The sequence below is a fragment of the Arthrobacter sp. 9E16 genome (assembly GCF_002929435.1).
In the GTDB taxonomy this organism is placed as follows: domain Bacteria; phylum Actinomycetota; class Actinomycetes; order Actinomycetales; family Micrococcaceae; genus Arthrobacter_B; species Arthrobacter_B sunyaminii.
Genome location: NZ_PJIU01000001.1, coordinates 16,250 through 33,152 on the forward strand (window position 1 = coordinate 16,250; position 16,903 = coordinate 33,152).

Here is a 16,903-nt window from a genome sequence, read left to right on the forward strand (position 1 = left end):
CTCTTTAGCTGTGGTGGATTCTGGTGGGGATCTTGGTGAAACCCTTTTCTGCGCAAAGAGGCCGGACCCGTTCAACCGGGCCCGGCCTCTTTACCGAAACGGCTTGCTCTTGCGAGCTTATCGTTTCGCTGTTGGGCGCACTCAATCGTGTGCCCTGTGTTACCGGCAGGTTACCGGCCTCCGTTTAGCGGGATCTGCCTAGCGGGAGACGGAGCCTTCGGTGTAATCGTCGTCGGACTTGATCCAGGAGAAGAGCTTGCGCAGTTCGCGGCCGGTGGCCTCGATCGGGTGGTCTTCGCCCTTCTGGCGCAGTGCCTTGAACTCCGTAGCGTCGGCGTCCTGGTCATCGATGAAGCGCTTGGCGAAGGCACCGTTCTGGATGTCCGCCAGGACGGCCTTCATGTTTTCCTTCACGCTCTCGTCAATGACGCGGGGTCCGGAAACGTAGTCGCCGTACTCGGCGGTGTCCGAAACGCTCCAGCGCTGCTTGGCGATGCCGCCTTCGACCATCAGGTCAACAATGAGCTTGAGCTCGTGCAGCACCTCGAAGTACGCGACCTCGGGCTTGTAGCCGGCCTCGGTCAGGGTCTCGAAGCCGTACTGGATCAGCTGTGATGCACCGCCGCAGAGGACAGCCTGCTCGCCGAAGAGGTCAGTTTCGGTCTCTTCGGTGAAGGTGGTCTCGATGACGCCGGCGCGGGTGCCGCCAATGGCCTTGGCGTAGGACAGGGCCAGTTCCTTGGCCTTGCCGGAGGGGTTCTGCTCGACGGCGATGAGGTCGGGAACACCGCGGCCGGCTTCGAATTCGCGGCGCACAATGTGGCCCGGACCCTTGGGGGCAACCAGCGCGACGTCGACGTCCGCCGGCGGCTGGATGTAGCCGTAACGGATGTTGAAGCCGTGGCCGAAGAACAGGGCGTCGCCGGCCTGCAGGTTCGGGGCGATCTCCTCGGCGTACACGAAGCGCTGGACCTGGTCCGGGGTGAGCACCATGATGAGGTCAGCCTCGGCAACGGCGTCGGCAACGCTGAGGACACGCAGGCCCTCAGCTTCGGCCTTGGCGCGGGACTTCGAGCCTTCCTTGAGGCCAACGCGGACGTCAACGCCGGAATCGCGCAGGCTGAGAGCGTGGGCGTGGCCCTGGCTTCCGTAGCCGATGACCGCGACGGTACGTCCCTGGATGATGGACAGGTCGGCGTCGTCGTCGTAATACATGTCAGTCACAGTGTTCTCCTACTGAAGTTTGTTGCTGGGTTCTTGGATAAAGGTTTGAAGCGGAACTGCAGCGAAGGCCTAGGCGGTGCGCAGGTGCGCGCGGTCGCCCATGGACTTGGAGCCGCGGCCGATGGCCAGCGTTCCGGATTGAACTATTTCGCGGATGCCAAAGGGTTCAAGCACTGCAAGGAGTGCATTGAGCTTTTCGGCGGTGCCTGTGGCTTCAACGATCAGCGAGTCGGTGGACACGTCAACCACTGAAGAACGGAACAGCTCGGCTGCCTGGGTTACCTGCAGCCGGGTTGCGGCATCCGCGCGAACCTTGACCAAGATGTGGTCGCGTTGCACGGAAGACTCGGGAACCAGCTCAACAATCTTGATGACATTGACGAGCTTGTTCAGTTGTTTGGTGACCTGTTCCAGCAGGTCACCCTCGGCCTCGACCACCACGGTGATGCGGGACAGTCCCGGCACCTCCGAGGGGCCGACAGCCAAAGAATTGATGTTGAATGCCCGGCGGGCAAACAGGGACGCGACGCGGGTCAGGACACCGGGAACGTCTTCAACCAGTACGGAAAGGGTGTGGCGTGCCATGGCCCTAGTCCTCCTCTTCCCAGGTGGGTGTCATGTTGCGGGCAATCTGGATCAGGTCATTGGAAACGCCGGAGGGAACCATCGGCCACACCATTGAGTCGCGGCTGACCACAAAGTCAATGACCACCGGGCGGTCGTTGATCGCCAGGGCCTGGCGGATCGTATCGTCAATGTCCTCTTCGCGCTCGCACCGCAGTCCGGCGCAGCCGTAGGCGTCCGCAAGCTTCACGAAGTCCGGAACGCGGACGGTGTCATGGCCCGTGTTCAGGTCCGTGTTGGAGTAGCGGGACTCGTAGAAGAGGGTCTGCCACTGCCGCACCATGCCCAGGGAGGAGTTGTTGATGATGGCAACCTTGATCGGGATCTTGTTGATCAGGCAGGTGGCCAGTTCCTGGTTGGTCATCTGGAAGCAGCCGTCGCCGTCGATGGCCCAGACCACGCGGTCCGGGTTGCCGACCTTGGCGCCCATGGCTGCGGGCACCGAATAGCCCATGGTGCCCAGCCCGCCGGAGTTCAGCCAGGCGCGGGGACGTTCGTACTTGATGAACTGGGCGGCCCACATCTGGTGCTGGCCCACGCCGGCCACGTACACGCCTTCCGGCCCGGTGAGCGCACCGATGCGCTCGATGACCTTCTGCGGGGCAATGTGGCCGTCCTCGGGTTCGCTGTAACCCATGGGGTAGATCTCGCGCAGGCGGTCGATGACTTCCCACCAGGGGGCAATGTCGGGGCGCTCGACGGCGAACTGAGCGCGTACGGCGTCGGACAGTTCAGGGAGGATCTCCTTGACCGAGCCCACAATCGGCACGTCCGCAGGCCGGTTCTTGGAGATTTCGGCGGGGTCGATGTCCGCGTGGATGACCTTCGCCCCGGGGGCAAAGGAGGACAGCACACCGGTGACGCGGTCATCGAAGCGGGCACCGAGGGTGATAAGCAGGTCCGACTGCTGCAGGGCCGTGACCGCCGAGACGGAACCGTGCATGCCGGGCATGCCCGCGTGCTGACGGTGCGAATCGGGGAAGACGCCGCGGGCCTGCAGCGTGGTGACGACGGGCGCACCCACCAGCTCTGCCAGTTCCAGCAGCTCTGCAGAGGCATCGGCCTTCAGCACGCCGCCGCCAACGTAGAACACGGGACGGTGCGACGCCGCGATCAGGCGTGCGGCTTCGCGCACCTGCTTGGCGTGGCCGCGCACCACGGTGCGGTAGCCGGGCAGGTCAATCCGGGGCGGCCAGGAGAACATGGTCTTGGCCTGCTGGGCGTCCTTGGAGATGTCCACCAGCACCGGTCCGGGGCGGCCGCTGGTGGCAATGTGGAAGGCCTCGGCCAGGATCCGGGGGATGTCATCCGCGTTGGTGACCAGGTAGGAATGCTTGGTGATGGGCATGGTGATGCCCACGATGTCCGCTTCCTGGAAGGCGTCGCTGCCGATGAAGGCGCTGGAGACCTGGCCCGTGATGGCAACCATGGGAACCGAGTCCATGTGTGCGTCTGCGAGGGCGGTCACCAGGTTGGTGGCGCCGGGCCCGGACGTGGCGATGCAGACGCCGGCACGGCCGGTAACCATGGCGTAACCCTCTGCGGCGTGTCCGGCTCCCTGTTCGTGGCGGACCAGGATGTGCCGGAGCTTGGTGGAATCCATGAGCGGGTCATACGTCGGAAGGATTGCGCCGCCGGGCAGGCCGAAGATGTCCTCAACGCCCAGCTCTTCCAGCGCCCGGACAATAGCCTTGGAGCCGGTCATCTCGGTGGGCGGAACAACATTGTTGGAGCCCTGCACCCGGGTGTCCACGGCTTCGGACGGAACGGAAACGGAAGAGGCAACATCACGCGTCTTGGCAGCGGCTGCCTTGGCGGCAACGCTGGCCTTGTTGGCCATCAGCGACGGGCTGATTGGCGATCCCTTACTCATAAATTCTTCCTTACGGATACTTATTCATGTGATCTGCTGCGGCGGCCGCCCGGACGATTAGCCCGGGACGGCTTTTCTGCTTTGTCTGAAGCCAATAAAAAAACCCCTCGTGCCGGTTGGCTCCGTAGGGGTTCGCGCGTGACGTTCTTGCAAGCTCGGCGGTTAGGCCACGCGCTTGATAAGGACGACGGGTACGATCTGCATGCCCTTCAGTCTTCCCGTCCCCTGCGGGGGTGTCAAACTTATGAGACTTCCGTCTCATTATGTGGACAACGTGTCCGTTCTTTGGACGCCCAGTTCCCCTGGTTCCCTGCCCGCCCAAGGCGGCAGGGCTTAATAAGGTTGAAAACCCTAAGGGGCCCCAGGCAGCAGGCGCTCCGGCGCCTGCTGCCTGGGGAGGGTTTTCAACCGCAGTAAGCGCCGGTGGAGGCAGAGTTAACCAGTTTGGTGTACTTGCCCAGCACGCCGGTGGTGAACTTGCCCGGCAGCGGCTTCCAGCCAACCTTGCGCGCTTCCAGCTCGGACTCGTCGACCAGCAGGTCGAAGCTGCGCGCGGCGATGTCCACGCGGATCCGGTCGCCGTCCTTCACGAAGGCAATGGGACCGCCGTCGACCGCTTCCGGCGCCACATGGCCGATGCACAGGCCCGTGGTGCCGCCGGAGAACCGGCCGTCGGTGAGCAGCAGGACGTCCTTGCCCAGGCCCGCTCCCTTAATGGCACCGGTGATGGCAAGCATTTCGCGCATGCCCGGTCCGCCCTTGGGGCCCTCGTAGCGGATGACGACGACGTCGCCGGCGTGGATTTCTCCGTTGTCCAAGGCATCCAGTGCACCCTGTTCACGTTCGAACACGCGGGCGGTGCCTTCGAAGACGTCGGCGTCAAAGCCGGCGCTCTTCACGACGGCGCCTTCCGGTGCCATGGAACCGTGCAGGATGGTGATGCCGCCGGTCTTGTGGATGGGGTTGTCCATGGCGCGCAGGACCTTGCCGTCGGGATCCGGCGGATTGATGGAGGCCAGGTTTTCCGCAACGGTCTTGCCCGTGACGGTGAGGCAGTCGCCGTGGATCAGGCCGGCGTCGAGCAGTGCCTTCATGATCACCGGCACGCCGCCGATCTTGTCGACGTCGTGCATCACGTACCGGCCGAAGGGCTTCAGGTCCCCCAAGTGCGGAATCCGGTCACCGATGCGGTTGAAGTCCTCGAGCGTGAGGTCTACATGAGCTTCGCGGGCGATGGCCAGCAGGTGCAGGACGGCGTTGGTGGAACCGCCGAAGGCCATGGTGACGGCGATGGCGTTTTCGAAGGCCTTTTTGGTCATGATGTCGCGGGCGGTGATGCCCTTGCGCAGCAGGTTGACCACGGCTTCGCCGGACTTGCGGGCGAACTCGTCGCGCCGGCGGTCGGCCGAGGGCGGCGCGGCGGAACCGGGAAGGGACATACCCAGTGCTTCACCGATGCAGGCCATGGTGTTGGCTGTGTACATGCCGCCGCAGGCGCCTTCGCCCGGGCAGATGGCACGTTCGATGGTGTCCAGGTCCTTGAGGCTCATCTTGCCGGCGGCGCAGGCACCCACAGCTTCAAAGGCGTCGATGAGCGTCACTTCCCGCTCGGTGCCGTCTTCCATCTTGGCGAAGCCGGGCATGATGGAACCGGCGTACAGGAAGACGCTGGAGAGATCCAGCCGCGCGGCAGCCATCAGCATGCCGGGCAGGGACTTGTCGCAGCCGGCCAGGAGGATCGATCCGTCCAGGCGCTCGGCCATCATCACGGTTTCCACGGAGTCGGCGATGACTTCACGCGACACCAGGGAGAAGTGCATGCCCTCATGTCCCATGGAAATGCCGTCGGACACCGAGATGGTGCCGAACTGCATGGGGAAACCGCCGCCGGCGTGGACGCCTTCCTTGGCACCCTGGGCCAGGCGGTTCAGGGACAGGTTGCAGGGGGTGATTTCATTCCAGGAACTGGCGACGCCGATCTGCGGCTTTGCGAAATCGTCGTCCCCCATTCCGACGGCCCGGAACATGCCGCGGGCCGGGGCTGCATGGATCCCGTCCGTGACGACTCGGCTGCGGGGTTTGATGTCAGGGGTATTCTCCACACTCATGTTCCGATCTTAGGACCTATCGGAGGCCGTTCCGGGGCATGTGACGGATGCATGCCCCGGTTGTTACGGCGCGTGAAGAGCACGTGACAAGTGGATGACCAACCAAGGCGTTGCCGTGGCGGGCTTCCATTCTCCGGGGCTGATGTTCATAGACTGGGCAAATGACTTCGGCACCAGAATTCCGCGACCAGCCCTCAAGCGATGACATCAAGGCTGTGCTCCGGCATGTGTTTGAATCTCAGATCCCCAACTATGGGGACTACAACCTGGTCTGCGCCGTCCCGGGCGGAGACGACGCCGAAACCTACTATGTGGTGGGTTACCGGTGGCGCCCCGCAGAGCTGGTGTTCGCGCCGTTCGATCCCGAAACGCTGGCCGGCACGGAAGCTCCCACCGCAGTCAATTCGACCAACCTCTCCCACACGGATGAAGTGAATTCAGGAGACTACGAAGTGGGAACGAACACCGGGCGCCTTTTCCGGTTCCGGGTGCTGTCCACGGCTTTGCTGCCAAAAAACAGCGACGGCGGAGAGCGCCGGATCATCGAACAGGCCGGAGACCTGGAGGATTTCAGCGCTTTTCTCGACCACTTCCTGACTCTGGCCTGACGCGGTGCCTGGCCGCGCCCGGCCCCGGCAGGCTCAAGCCCACGGCCCCCGCAGGACAAGGTTCATTGGTTCCTCACCCCGGGCCAGCCGGTCCGCCTGTTCTTTGAGCAGCTTGCGGATGCGCCGCACAAAGGCCTCGGTGTTTCCTCCGACATGCGGGGTGATGATCGCGTTGGGTGCCTTCCACAGCGGATGATCCGCCGGCAGCGGCTCCGGATCGACGACGTCGAGCGCCGCTGACAAACGGCCCGAGACCACCTCCGCAGTGAGCGCGTCCGTATCAACGACGGCGCCGCGCGCCACGTTCACAACCAGCGCCCCGTCAGGCAGCGCCGCCAGGACGTCACGGCCAATGAGGTGCCGCGTTTGCTCGTTCAGCGGTGTGATGACCACCAGGACATCCGCTGTGGCAGCGAGTTCGGCCAGTTCATCGACCCCGTGCACCAATCCGTGCTCATCGGTGCGTGCCCGGCTTCCCACCCGGGTGAGTTCAACTTCGAAGGGCTCCAGCCGGCGCGCGATGGCGGATCCGATTCCGCCCACGCCCACCATCAACACCCTGGAGTCGGCCAGTCCGCGGTAACGCCTGCTGCCCCACGTGCCGGTCTGCGCATTGCGCACGGCGTCATCAACTCCGCGCAGACTGGCCAGCATCAGGGTCAGAGCAAGCTCCGCGGTCCCGGCCGCATGGACGCCCGCAGCGCTGGCGACGGCAACGCCGGGGCCGGCGAGCTCCGGCAGCCCGTCATATCCGGTGGTCTGGGCCTGAATCATCCTGAGGTTGGGTACGCGGCCCAGTGGCTCGCCCCAATCGTTTCCGGCCGCGTACGGCAGGACGACGGCGTCAATCTCGCCGTAGGTTAGCCCGCCGGGCTCCCCCACCAGGTCCCAGACGCCGGCGCGGAAGCCGTCAGGCAAAGGTTCCAGCGCATCGAGGAGATCTTCGCTGGGCACGGTCAGGGTGCGGACGGGGCGGAATTGCTCATTCATGCCTGACAGCCTAGCCCCGGGGCTGCTCCGCACCGTGCACTCTGGACACCGCTGCGGCGCCGCCGTAACGTCGAAGACCGGTTCAGTGTTGTTGTCCCCGCGGGCCATGCCTGCTGCGGCACACCAGTGGAAGGGCGGGTTGAGTGAAACGCTTGTCTCGGCTTACAACGTCCGCAGCTGCCGCTGCCGGACTGAGTGCCGGTGCCGCTTTTGCCCTGCTGAAGCGGCTCCTGAACAACAAGGTAGTGGAGCAGGCCGGCGGCCTCCCGGTCACCCCGGTCCCCCGGGACACCGTTTCAGCCACTGCCGCGCAGGACCCGGAGGACCCGGACGAGCCGGCTTCCGGCGCCCCCGGACTTCCCACCCGAACGTGGATTGTTGATAACAGTGCGGATTGGGACGGCAGTCCGCTCGAACTCGTGGTTCCGGCGGGCCGACATAGGAAGGCAGGTACGCCCAATCCCTGAAATTTCCACCCGATTTCTCTTTTCCCCGGAAGTACTGGTAATGTTTCATGTCGTTGCGGAGAGCAAATCGAGCAAAAAAGCACGGTTGACACTCTGAGACAAATGCACCTCTAGCTCAATTGGCAGAGCATCTGACTCTTAATCAGAGGGTTCCGGGTTCAAGTCCCGGGGGGTGCACCAATGAGAACCCCGGCTGTTTGGCATTATGACCAAACAGCCGGGGTTTTTCTTTTGTCCGGGAGATCTCCGGCGCACCCCGTACCGGTCAAGCTGCGCACCCGCTGCTCGCCGTATACCGCGAATGCAGGGACGCCGTATGAACTGCGTCTCAATTGCCCGATTCCACGCCCCCGCGTTCGCGGTCGGGGAAAAAGGCTGGTAATGTTGTCTGTCGTTGCGGATGACAAATCGCCGGTCTGACCGGCGGTACGGCGTCCCGGCAAGATGCACCTCTAGCTCAATTGGCAGAGCATCTGACTCTTAATCAGAGGGTTCCGGGTTCAAGTCCCGGGGGGTGCACCACGTCAAGGAGAGCGGTTCTGTCCGGTGAATACCGGCGGGGCCGCTCTCCTTTTTTGGTTGGCAGGGTGTTGGTCGGCACAGGGTGTTGGTCGGCACGACCCCCGCCTCTTTTGAACCCTCCCGCCGCCGGCAACCCGTACCGGCTGGCTTTAACCGGACCGGCTGGCTTTAAACAGGAAAGGCACGCTTCCCGTCAGGGTGCGTGCCTTCCTGTAATTGTTACCTCAGAGATACCAGGCCCGGGGTTATTTTCCCGCCTCAACGCCTTCGGTTTTGCCGGACGCCTCGCTCTGGACCTCGCCCGCCGGATCGGTCGGAGCTGCAATGGCTTCAATTTCCTCCGGGGCCACCGCCGGAATAGGCAGCCCGGGTACATCCACGGCAAGTTGCCACCGGGAATTGCCCAGCTCGCGGATAACGTTGCGCAGCTGTCCGCGCAGTTCGGGCGACATGAGTTCCTGGCCCTCGGTCAGCGTGCGCTCAATATCCTGGGCTTCCTGCAGCGCTTCATGGCCCTGCGGGGTAATGGACACCATGTGGCTGCGGCGGTCCAGGTCATTGCGGACGCGGGTTACGTGTCCGTGAGCTTCAAGCCGGGAGAGAGTCTTACCCATGGTCTGCGCCTGCACACGGACAATTTGCGCAAGGCGTGCCTGCGTCATGGGTCCCTGGGATTCAAGGACTCCAAGCGCGATCACTCCCGCGTGGGTGACACCTATCCGGACCAGCCTCTCATTCCAGGCATGTTCGACCAGACGTGCGGCCGTAGACAAGAGGCGACCAGTGGGCCAGTGCTCCATATCGGGCATAAAACAGAACTCTTCCTTTCAGGGTGAGGAGGCATCGGCCGATCGGATAACCTGCAAATCCACCACCTACTATGATAGTCACCATGGCCTCCCACTGTCTCGCCGAGGCGTGGTGAGCCGCGCATTGATACCAAGGAGAGACCTATGACCCGCCTGTCCCCCGGTGAAACAGCCCCGGACTTCACCCTTCCGGCCACAAACTCGACTTCCGTGTCGCTCTCCGGATTCCGCGGACGCAGCACCATCGTGTACTTCTACCCCGCCGCCGCCACCCCGGGCTGCACCAAGGAAGCCTGCGACTTCCGGGACAACCTGAACAGCCTGCAGGACGCCGGGTACGCCGTCGTCGGCATCTCTCCGGACCCGGTGCCCAAGCTGGAGAAGTTTGCCGAGGCGGAGAACCTCAACTTCCCCCTGCTTTCCGATCCCGACCACGCCGTGGCCGAAGCATACGGAGCCTGGGGCGAGAAAAAGAACTACGGCAAGACCTATGAGGGCCTGATCCGGTCAACCGTGGTGGTGGACCCGGAAGGCAAAGTCTCCCTCGCACAGTACAACGTGAAAGCCACCGGCCACGTTGCCAAACTATCCCGTGATCTGGGACTCGCCTAACCTCGGGTACACTGGAGGCTGGTTTTAGGGCTTTGCGCAACAACTGCGGCAACATCCTGAAAGCAGTGCGCGCGAGTGGCGGAATTGGTAGACGCGCTGGATTTAGGTTCCAGTGTCTTCGGACGTGTGGGTTCAAGTCCCTCCTCGCGCACCAAAGGGAATCGTCGAGACATCGTTTCCGGATGAGTCGCGACACAGGTAACACCCCGGTCTTCGGACCGGGGTGTTTTCTTTTGCCCTTGCCCCTCCTGCCCCCCCTTCCTCCCCCGGCCGCCCGCAGCCTGTGACGCGGGTCAAAACTTTTCCGGTGTTCCACCCATCCGGCTCCGGAGTCCGGCCGAAGACCTTCTGAGACCTCGCACCAAGAGGTGTTCACACCAACCACGAGGTTCCGCCGCAACGGGGGCTCTCGCCAGAAGGAGAAAATCATGGCTTTCAAAACCCGCCGAAACATGTCCATCCTCGGAATCGCCGCTGTCTCCATGCTGGGCATGGCCGCCTGCAGCACCGACTCCACCGACACCTCATCAACGAGTTCCGAATCAGGCATGGCATCAGAGTCCAGCATGTCCCCCTCGGCTTCGGAATCCATGAGCTCCGACCCCGGCGCCAGCGAGTCCATGAACGCTGACCCGGCGGCCAACCTGGTGGGCGCCAGCTGCGCCGACTACACAGCGGCCGTTCCCGAAGGCGCCGGCTCCATTGAAGGAATGTCCCTTGATCCGGTGGTCACCGCCGCTTCCAACAACCCCATGCTCACCACCCTCACGTCTGCGGTCTCCGGCGAGCTAAACCCGGATGTGAATCTCGTGGACACCCTCAACGGCTCCGAGTTCACCGTCTTCGCCCCCACCGATGATGCCTTTGCCAAGCTGGATCCGGCCACCATTGAGGCGCTGAAGGCTGATCCGGAACTGCTCTCCAGCATCCTGACCTACCACGTGGTTCCCGGCCAGATGACACCCGATGAACTGTCCGGCTCATACGCCACCGTCAACGGCGAAGAAGTTGAGGTCACCGGTTCCGGAGACAGCCTCATGGTCAACGACGCCACAGTGGTTTGCGGCGGCGTCCAGACCGAAAACGCCACCGTTTACCTGCTGGACACCGTCCTGATGCCCGGAATGTAACCAAAGCGGCCGGTTAGCGCCGGCAGGCTGTGCCGACCTTCGCAGCCGGGCAAAAGGCGGGTGCCCCTCCGGGTGCCCGCCTTTTGTGTGCCCGCCCCGCCTCCTGTGTGACCGAATTGTGACCGCGCCGCCGGGCGTTCAAATACCGTCGGAATCCCGGTCACCCATTAGGCTCTGGTCCATACGTTTGTGTCACACGACACACATCGGATGACACGCCCCGCACGGCACCCGCCACACGCACGGGTATCTCTCGCCCCAGAGGAGTACGACCATGTCATATGCCGGCCGATCTACGAGCGGTTCGCGCCCCAAACGGCGCGCCGCGGCCATCACCACAGGGATCGCGCTCAGCGCCCTGATTCTCTCGGGCTGTGCCCAGAGCGAGCGCGACGAAGGAACGGGCGACGCCGGGGCGTCGTCGGACGTTGACGGAACCTTTGTGTTCGCTGCGTCCTCGGATCCCAAGTCGCTGGACCCCGCCTTCGCTTCCGACGGCGAGTCCTTCCGCGTCAGCCGCCAGATCTTCGAGGGCCTGGTGGGCGTCAAGCCGGGCACCGCGGATCCGGAGCCGCTGCTGGCCAAGTCCTGGGAGACTTCCGAGGACGCCCTGACCTACACCTTCGAGCTGCAGGACGGCGTCACCTTCCACGACGGCACCGATTTCAACGCCGAAGCCGTTTGCGCCAACTTTGACCGCTGGTACAACTTCACGGGTATCCAGCAGGCCGAGAGCCTTGCCTACTACTACAGCAAGCTCTTCAAGGGCTTCGCCGATACCCCGGAAACCGCCACCTACGAGTCCTGCGAGGCGACCGGCGAGACCGAAGCCGTAGTCACCCTGGCCAAGCCGTTCGCCGGATTCATCGCCGCCCTGTCCCTGCCGGCCTTCTCCATGCAGAGCCCGACGGCGATGGACCAGTACGCGGCCAACGAAGCTTCCGGCACGGCCGAGGCCCCCACGCTGACCGAGTACGCCAAGAGCCATCCCACCGGAACCGGCCCCTTCAAGTTCGAGAACTGGGAAGTCGGCAACCAGATCACCCTCTCCGCCTACGACGACTACTGGGGCGAGCAGGGCCAGGTCACGGACATCATCTTCCGTGTCATCGACGATCCCAACTCCCGCCGCCAGTCCCTCGAGGCCGGCACCATTGACGGCTACGACCTCGTGGCTCCGGCCGACACAAAGTCGCTGGCCGACGCCGGGTACAACGTGATGGCCCGCGAGCCGTTCACCATCCTCTACCTCGGCATGAACCAGAAGGTTGAGGAGCTGGCGAACCCGCTGGTGCGCCAGGCGATCGCTCACGCCATCGACAAGCAGGCCCTGGTGGACCAGACCCTGCCCGAAGGCACCAAGGTGGCCTCCCAGTTCATCCCCGACGTCGTCAACGGCTACAACGAGGACGTCACCGAATACGAATACGATCCTGAGAAGGCCAAGTCCCTGCTGGCCGAGGCCGGCTACCCGGACGGCTTCTCCGTGGACTTCAATTACCCGACCGGCGTTTCCCGCCCGTACATGCCGACGCCGGAGCAGGTCTACACCAACATCACCGCCCAGCTCGAAGAAGTGGGCATCACCGTCAATCCGCAGCCGAACAAGTGGTCCCCGGATTACCTGGACCGCGTCCAGGCCTCCGAAGACCACGGCATCCACCTGCTGGGCTGGACCGGCGACTACAACGACACCGACAACTTTGTCGGTGTGTTCTTCGGCGGCGAAAAGCCCGAGTTCGGGTTCAACAACCCGGAGATCTTCGATGCCCTGGAGGAAGCCCGCCAGGTCAGCAGCCTCGAGGAGCAGACTCCGCTCTACGAGCAGATCAACGAGGACATCGCCGAGTTTGTGCCGGCCATTCCGCTGGCACACCCGGCTCCCTCACTCGCCTTCAACGAGCGCGTGGTTTCCTACCCCGCCAGCCCGGTGAATGACGAAGTGTTCAACAAGATCGAACTCAACAAGTAAGCAGCACAGGGCCGGGGTCTCTTCGGAGATCCCGGCCCTTTCACTGTTTCTATTTCCTTCATCCAGCGCCTCTACCACGCTGAGAAAGGACACCTGTGCTGCAAGTCATCGGCAAACGTCTTCTCATGCTGATTCCCACACTCATCGGTTTGTCCATCCTGTTGTTCGTCTGGGTCCGCAGCCTTCCCGGCGGCCCGGCCACCGCTCTGCTCGGCGACAAAGCAACACCGGAAGCGATCGCAAGGATCAACGCCGCCTACGGCTTTGACCGCCCCCTTCTGGAGCAGTACTTCGTCTACGTCGGCAAGCTCCTGCAGGGCGACTTCGGCGTTTCCACGGTCACCGGCCGGCCCGTGCTGGAGGAATTCGCCACCCGTTTCCCCGCGACCCTGGAACTGTCCCTGGTGGCGCTCATCTTTGCCATCGGCATCGGGATCCCGCTCGGCTACCTCGCGGCAACCCACTACGGACGCTTCTGGGATCATTCCTCGGTGGTGCTTTCGCTCGTGGGAATCACCATCCCGGTGTTCTTCCTGGCCTTCATCCTGAAGTGGCTCTTTGCCATCCAGCTCCCCTGGTTTCCCCCGGACGGCAGGCAGAATCCGCGCATTGACGCCACCCACATCACGGACTTTTATGTGCTGGACGGGTTGCTAACCCGGGAATGGGACGCGTCCTGGGACGCGCTGATGCACCTGGTCCTGCCCGGAATTGCCCTGGGCACCATCCCGCTGGCGATCATTGTGCGCATCACCCGCGCCTCCGTCCTGGAGGTCCAGGGTGCTGATTATGTGCGCACCGCGCGCGCCAAGGGCCTGATGGAGAAAACCATCCGCGGCCGGTTCGTCCTCCGCAACGCCATGCTTCCGGTGACCACCACCATTGGCCTGCAGACGGGCCTGCTGATTTCCGGTGCCGTGCTGACGGAAACGGTGTTTGCCTTCAGCGGTATCGGCAGATTCCTGCGTGATGCCATCTTCAACCTGGACTATCCCGTGCTGCAGGGATTCATCATTTTCATCGCCATCGCCTATTCATTGATCAACCTGATTGTTGACGTGTCCTATGGCTTCATCGACCCGAGGGTGAGGGTGCAATGAGTACAGTTCTCCCACCGGCTCCCGGCGGCGCCATCCGCCCCGACGAGCCCGCAGCGCCGGTCCAGGCCGACACCCGCGGAACGGGTATGTGGCGTTCCGCCTTCAAGCGGCTGCGCCGCAATCCGGCGGCCATTGCCGGGGCCGTGATTATCGGCCTGTTCATCCTGGTGGCCATTCTGGCACCGGTACTGGCACCGTTCGGCGGTGACGATCTTCCGGGACGGACGGACATCACCCCCACGTCCATCCCCGGGCCCGGCGACATTGACGCCTACCCGCTGGGACTGGACCGGTTCGGCGGCGACGTCCTGTCCAAACTCATCTGGGGCGCCCGCGCTTCGCTCATCATCGGTGTCATTTCCACGGCGCTGGGACTGGCGGGCGGCATGCTCCTGGGCATCATCGCCGGCGGAATCGGCGGCTGGGTGGACAACGTCATCATGCGTTTCGTGGACATCCTGCTCTCCGTCCCGAACCTGCTGCTGGCGGTGAGCATTGCCGCCATCCTGGGGCAGAACACCTACGCCATCATGATCGCCATTGGTGTTTCCCAGATCCCGATCTTCGCCCGCCTGCTGCGCTCGTCCATGATTTCCCAGCGCAGCGCCGATTACATCCTTTCGGCGCAGTCCCTGGGCCTGAGCCGGCGCACCATCACCATGAGCCATCTGCTGCCCAACAGCATGGGTCCGGTGATCGTGCAGGGCACCCTGACCCTGGCGACGGCTGTCATTGACGCCGCCGCCCTGTCCTTCCTCGGCCTCGGCGGCGGCAAGCCGCAGACGGCGGAGTGGGGGCGGATGCTGACCTACGCACAGAATGAACTGGCCGTGGCACCGCAGCTGGCGTTCCTGCCGGGCATCTGCATCGCCGTCACGGCTCTGGGATTCACCCTGCTGGGCGAATCCCTGCGGGAGGCCCTGGATCCCAAGACCCGGAAGAAATAGCCGGTCCGCACCACGAGAAAAGCGCCGCTCCTGTTCACAGGGGCGGCGCTTTTCTCGTTCGTCGAGCAGATTAGGAAGCCAGTTCGTCTTCCTCGATGTTCAGTTCGTTGCCCGGAATCGAAGCCAGCAGTTTGCGCGTGTACGGGTGGCGGGGGTTGGAGAAGACTTCCTCCGACGACGCCGCCTCCACCAGTTCACCGTCCTTCATCACGCAGACATAGTCCGAGATCAGCCGCACCACGGCCAGGTCATGGGAGATGAAGAGGTAGCTCAGTCCCAGTTCTGCCTGCAGGTCCCCCAGCAGTTTCAGGATCTGGGCCTGGACCAGGACGTCCAGGGCAGAGACCGGCTCGTCGCAGACGATCAGTTCCGGCTTGAGCGCCAGAGCACGCGCAATCGCCACGCGCTGGCGCTGCCCGCCGGAGAGCTCCGCGGGGTAGCGGCCCAGCATGGAATGCGGCAGCGCCACTTGGTCCATCAGCTCGCGCACGCGGGCCTCGCGCTCGCTCTTGGAACCCCGCTTGTAGGTCTTCAGCGGCTCGTCCAGGATGCGCTGAATGGTGAACATGGGGTCCAGGGAGGAGTACGGATCCTGGAAGATCGGCTGCACCCGCTGCCGGAAGTCCCTCAGCTTGGCCTTCTCCAGGGACCCGACGTCGATTCCGTCAAAAGTCATGGTGCCGCTGGTGGGTTCGACCAGCTTCAGCAGCATCCGGGCTGTGGTGGTCTTGCCGGAGCCGGATTCACCGACGATGGCCACGGTACGCCCGCGGGGAATGTCCAGCGTGACGTTGCGGGCAGCGTAGAAGTCCTCGGAACGGCCGCGGATCTTGTAGACCTTGGTCAGATCCCGGATCTCCACAATGTTGTCCGGTGCCGCGGTTTCCGGCGAGCCCGCCGCGGTCGCTCCGGCACTGTGCTTCGGTGACGGAACCGCATCAGCCGGGGCACCGCCGTCGTTCACTGGCGTGCTGGTTCCGTCCGAGTGTTCGGCGTACACCTGCTCAGCGAGCCGCAGGCGCTGGGCCGCCGGCGCCTTGAAAGCCCCCGGGCTCAGCCGCACCGCTGCGACGCTGGGCGCCGCCGCCACCAGTGACTGGGTGTAGGGATGCTGGGGATCCTCCAGCAGCTGACGCGCGGGTCCGGCTTCCACCACGAGGCCCCGGTGCATCACGACAAGCTCCGAGGCGCGTTCGGCTGCCAGCCCAAGGTCGTGCGTGATGAGCAGCACCGAGGTTCCCAGCTCCTCGGTCATTTTTCCGATCTGGTCCAGGATGGTCCGCTGCACAGTGACGTCCAGGGCCGAGGTGGGCTCGTCGGCAATCAGCAGCCGCGGCCGGCAGGCCAGCCCAATGGCGATCAACGCACGCTGGCGCATGCCGCCGGAGAACTCATGCGGATACTGCTTGGCGCGCTCCGCGGCGTCCGGCAGCCCGGCTGCCGTCAGTACCTCGATGACCTTCCGGTCCACGTCCTTGGACGTTGCCATGCCGTGGACCAGCAGGGTTTCCGCAACCTGGGTGCCAATCTTTGTGACCGGGTTCAGGTTGGACATGGGGTCCTGGGGCACCAGTCCAATGGACCGTCCCCGGATGGCACGCATCTTCGCCTCGGGCAGGCCCACCAGTTCCGTGCCGTCAAAGCGGATGCTGCCCTCGGCCACCTTGCCGTTTCCGGGCAGCAGGCCGATGACGGCCATGGCTGTGGTGGATTTGCCGGAACCCGACTCCCCCACAATTGCCAGCGTCCCTCCGCGGGGCAAGGTAAAGGAGGCGTTCTTGACGGCTTGGACTTCTCCGTCGGTGGTGCGGAAATTAACCGCGAGATCCGTCACCTCAAGCAGAGGTGAATCAAGGCTGATTTCAGTCATTTCCCTATCCTGCCCTACTTGCAGGACTGCTGTGAGCCGTGTCTCAC

General features: G+C 63.8%; 14 protein-coding genes and 3 tRNA genes. 10 read left to right on the forward strand and 7 right to left on the reverse strand.

What is annotated here, in order from left to right; translation table 11 throughout:
* Positions 1-198 precede the first annotated feature (198 nt).
* The 4 genes from ilvC to ilvD all read right to left on the reverse strand — a co-directional run bounded on the left by ilvC (position 199) and on the right by ilvD (position 5,829).
* Positions 199-1,224 carry a ketol-acid reductoisomerase gene (gene ilvC, locus CXR00_RS00075; RefSeq protein ID WP_104052390.1) on the reverse strand — a complete coding sequence of 342 codons (1,026 nt, stop codon included), beginning with the start codon at positions 1,222-1,224 and terminating at the stop codon, positions 199-201.
* Positions 1,225-1,293: 69 nt separating this feature from the next.
* Positions 1,294-1,809 carry an acetolactate synthase small subunit gene (ilvN, locus tag CXR00_RS00080; protein WP_104052391.1) on the reverse strand — a complete coding sequence of 172 codons (516 nt, stop codon included), beginning with the start codon at positions 1,807-1,809 and terminating at the stop codon, positions 1,294-1,296.
* 4 nt (positions 1,810-1,813) lie between these two features.
* A complete protein-coding gene (locus CXR00_RS00085) occupies positions 1,814-3,721 on the reverse strand; it encodes an acetolactate synthase large subunit (RefSeq protein WP_104052392.1) in 1,908 nt (635 codons plus the stop codon).
* 404 nt (positions 3,722-4,125) lie between these two features.
* Positions 4,126-5,829, reverse strand: a complete 1,704-nt coding sequence (gene ilvD / locus CXR00_RS00090; protein ID WP_104052393.1) for a dihydroxy-acid dehydratase — start codon at positions 5,827-5,829, stop codon at positions 4,126-4,128.
* 161 nt (positions 5,830-5,990) lie between these two features.
* Here ilvD and CXR00_RS00095 point away from each other — a divergent pair, with 161 nt between their 5' ends.
* Complete coding sequence (locus CXR00_RS00095; RefSeq protein ID WP_104052394.1) at positions 5,991-6,437, forward strand: hypothetical protein; 447 nt, start codon at positions 5,991-5,993, stop codon at positions 6,435-6,437.
* Positions 6,438-6,470: 33 nt separating this feature from the next.
* On the opposite strand, the gene CXR00_RS00100 is transcribed toward CXR00_RS00095, so the two are convergent.
* Complete coding sequence (locus CXR00_RS00100) at positions 6,471-7,427, reverse strand: 2-hydroxyacid dehydrogenase (protein ID WP_104052395.1); 957 nt, start codon at positions 7,425-7,427, stop codon at positions 6,471-6,473.
* A 143-nt stretch (positions 7,428-7,570) separates the two neighbouring features.
* Here CXR00_RS00100 and CXR00_RS00105 point away from each other — a divergent pair, with 143 nt between their 5' ends.
* From CXR00_RS00105 to CXR00_RS00115, 3 genes are all read left to right on the forward strand, one after another.
* Positions 7,571-7,894: a hypothetical protein gene (locus CXR00_RS00105; protein ID WP_146068434.1), complete on the forward strand. Its 324-nt coding sequence runs from the start codon at positions 7,571-7,573 to the stop codon at positions 7,892-7,894.
* Positions 7,895-7,998: 104 nt separating this feature from the next.
* Positions 7,999-8,074 (forward strand) — tRNA-Lys (locus CXR00_RS00110).
* Positions 8,075-8,340: 266 nt separating this feature from the next.
* A tRNA-Lys gene (locus tag CXR00_RS00115) sits at positions 8,341-8,416 on the forward strand.
* A gap of 245 nt (positions 8,417-8,661) precedes the next feature.
* Here the strand turns inward: CXR00_RS00115 and CXR00_RS00120 are convergent.
* On the reverse strand, positions 8,662-9,189 hold the full coding sequence (locus tag CXR00_RS00120; protein ID WP_308470484.1) for a MarR family winged helix-turn-helix transcriptional regulator: 528 nt from the start codon (positions 9,187-9,189) through the stop codon (positions 8,662-8,664).
* Positions 9,190-9,369: 180 nt separating this feature from the next.
* On the opposite strand from CXR00_RS00120, the gene bcp reads away from it, so the two are divergent.
* The 6 genes from bcp (at position 9,370) to CXR00_RS00150 (ending at position 14,986) form a co-directional block, all read left to right on the forward strand.
* On the forward strand, positions 9,370-9,837 hold the full coding sequence (gene bcp / locus CXR00_RS00125; protein ID WP_104052398.1) for a thioredoxin-dependent thiol peroxidase: 468 nt from the start codon (positions 9,370-9,372) through the stop codon (positions 9,835-9,837).
* A 69-nt stretch (positions 9,838-9,906) separates the two neighbouring features.
* Positions 9,907-9,991: transfer RNA gene (locus CXR00_RS00130), tRNA-Leu, on the forward strand.
* A 274-nt stretch (positions 9,992-10,265) separates the two neighbouring features.
* The gene (locus CXR00_RS00135; protein ID WP_104052399.1) at positions 10,266-10,967 is read left to right on the forward strand and encodes a fasciclin domain-containing protein; all 702 of its coding nucleotides are present in this window, start codon (positions 10,266-10,268) and stop codon (positions 10,965-10,967) included.
* A 274-nt stretch (positions 10,968-11,241) separates the two neighbouring features.
* Positions 11,242-12,939 (forward strand): ABC transporter substrate-binding protein, encoded by a 1,698-nt coding sequence (locus CXR00_RS00140; protein WP_104052400.1) that lies wholly within the window; start codon positions 11,242-11,244, stop codon positions 12,937-12,939.
* 95 nt (positions 12,940-13,034) lie between these two features.
* Entirely contained in the window at positions 13,035-14,039 is a 1,005-nt protein-coding gene (locus CXR00_RS00145) for an ABC transporter permease (RefSeq protein ID WP_104052401.1), read from the forward strand.
* Entirely contained in the window at positions 14,036-14,986 is a 951-nt protein-coding gene (locus CXR00_RS00150; RefSeq protein ID WP_104052402.1) for an ABC transporter permease, read from the forward strand. The genes CXR00_RS00145 and CXR00_RS00150 overlap by 4 nt, the downstream gene beginning before the upstream one ends.
* Positions 14,987-15,056: 70 nt before the next feature.
* On the opposite strand, the gene CXR00_RS00155 is transcribed toward CXR00_RS00150, so the two are convergent.
* Entirely contained in the window at positions 15,057-16,856 is a 1,800-nt protein-coding gene (locus CXR00_RS00155; RefSeq protein ID WP_104052403.1) for an ABC transporter ATP-binding protein, read from the reverse strand.
* Between the last annotated feature and the right edge of the window lie 47 nt (positions 16,857-16,903).

What these genes read in the sequence shown, in the direction of transcription:
- ilvN (WP_104052391.1), bottom strand. Translation starts at nt 1,809, where the DNA reads ATGGCACGCCACACCCTTTCCGTACTGGTTGAAGACGTTCCCGGTGTC.
- CXR00_RS00085 (WP_104052392.1), bottom strand. Translation starts at nt 3,721, where the DNA reads ATGAGTAAGGGATCGCCAATCAGCCCGTCGCTGATGGCCAACAAGGCC.
- ilvD (WP_104052393.1), bottom strand. Translation starts at nt 5,829, where the DNA reads ATGAGTGTGGAGAATACCCCTGACATCAAACCCCGCAGCCGAGTCGTC.
- CXR00_RS00095 (WP_104052394.1), top strand. Translation starts at nt 5,991, where the DNA reads ATGACTTCGGCACCAGAATTCCGCGACCAGCCCTCAAGCGATGACATC.
- CXR00_RS00100 (WP_104052395.1), bottom strand. Translation starts at nt 7,427, where the DNA reads ATGAATGAGCAATTCCGCCCCGTCCGCACCCTGACCGTGCCCAGCGAA.
- bcp (WP_104052398.1), top strand. Translation starts at nt 9,370, where the DNA reads ATGACCCGCCTGTCCCCCGGTGAAACAGCCCCGGACTTCACCCTTCCG.
- CXR00_RS00135 (WP_104052399.1), top strand. Translation starts at nt 10,266, where the DNA reads ATGGCTTTCAAAACCCGCCGAAACATGTCCATCCTCGGAATCGCCGCT.
- CXR00_RS00140 (WP_104052400.1), top strand. Translation starts at nt 11,242, where the DNA reads ATGTCATATGCCGGCCGATCTACGAGCGGTTCGCGCCCCAAACGGCGC.
- CXR00_RS00150 (WP_104052402.1), top strand. Translation starts at nt 14,036, where the DNA reads ATGAGTACAGTTCTCCCACCGGCTCCCGGCGGCGCCATCCGCCCCGAC.
- CXR00_RS00155 (WP_104052403.1), bottom strand. Translation starts at nt 16,856, where the DNA reads ATGACTGAAATCAGCCTTGATTCACCTCTGCTTGAGGTGACGGATCTC.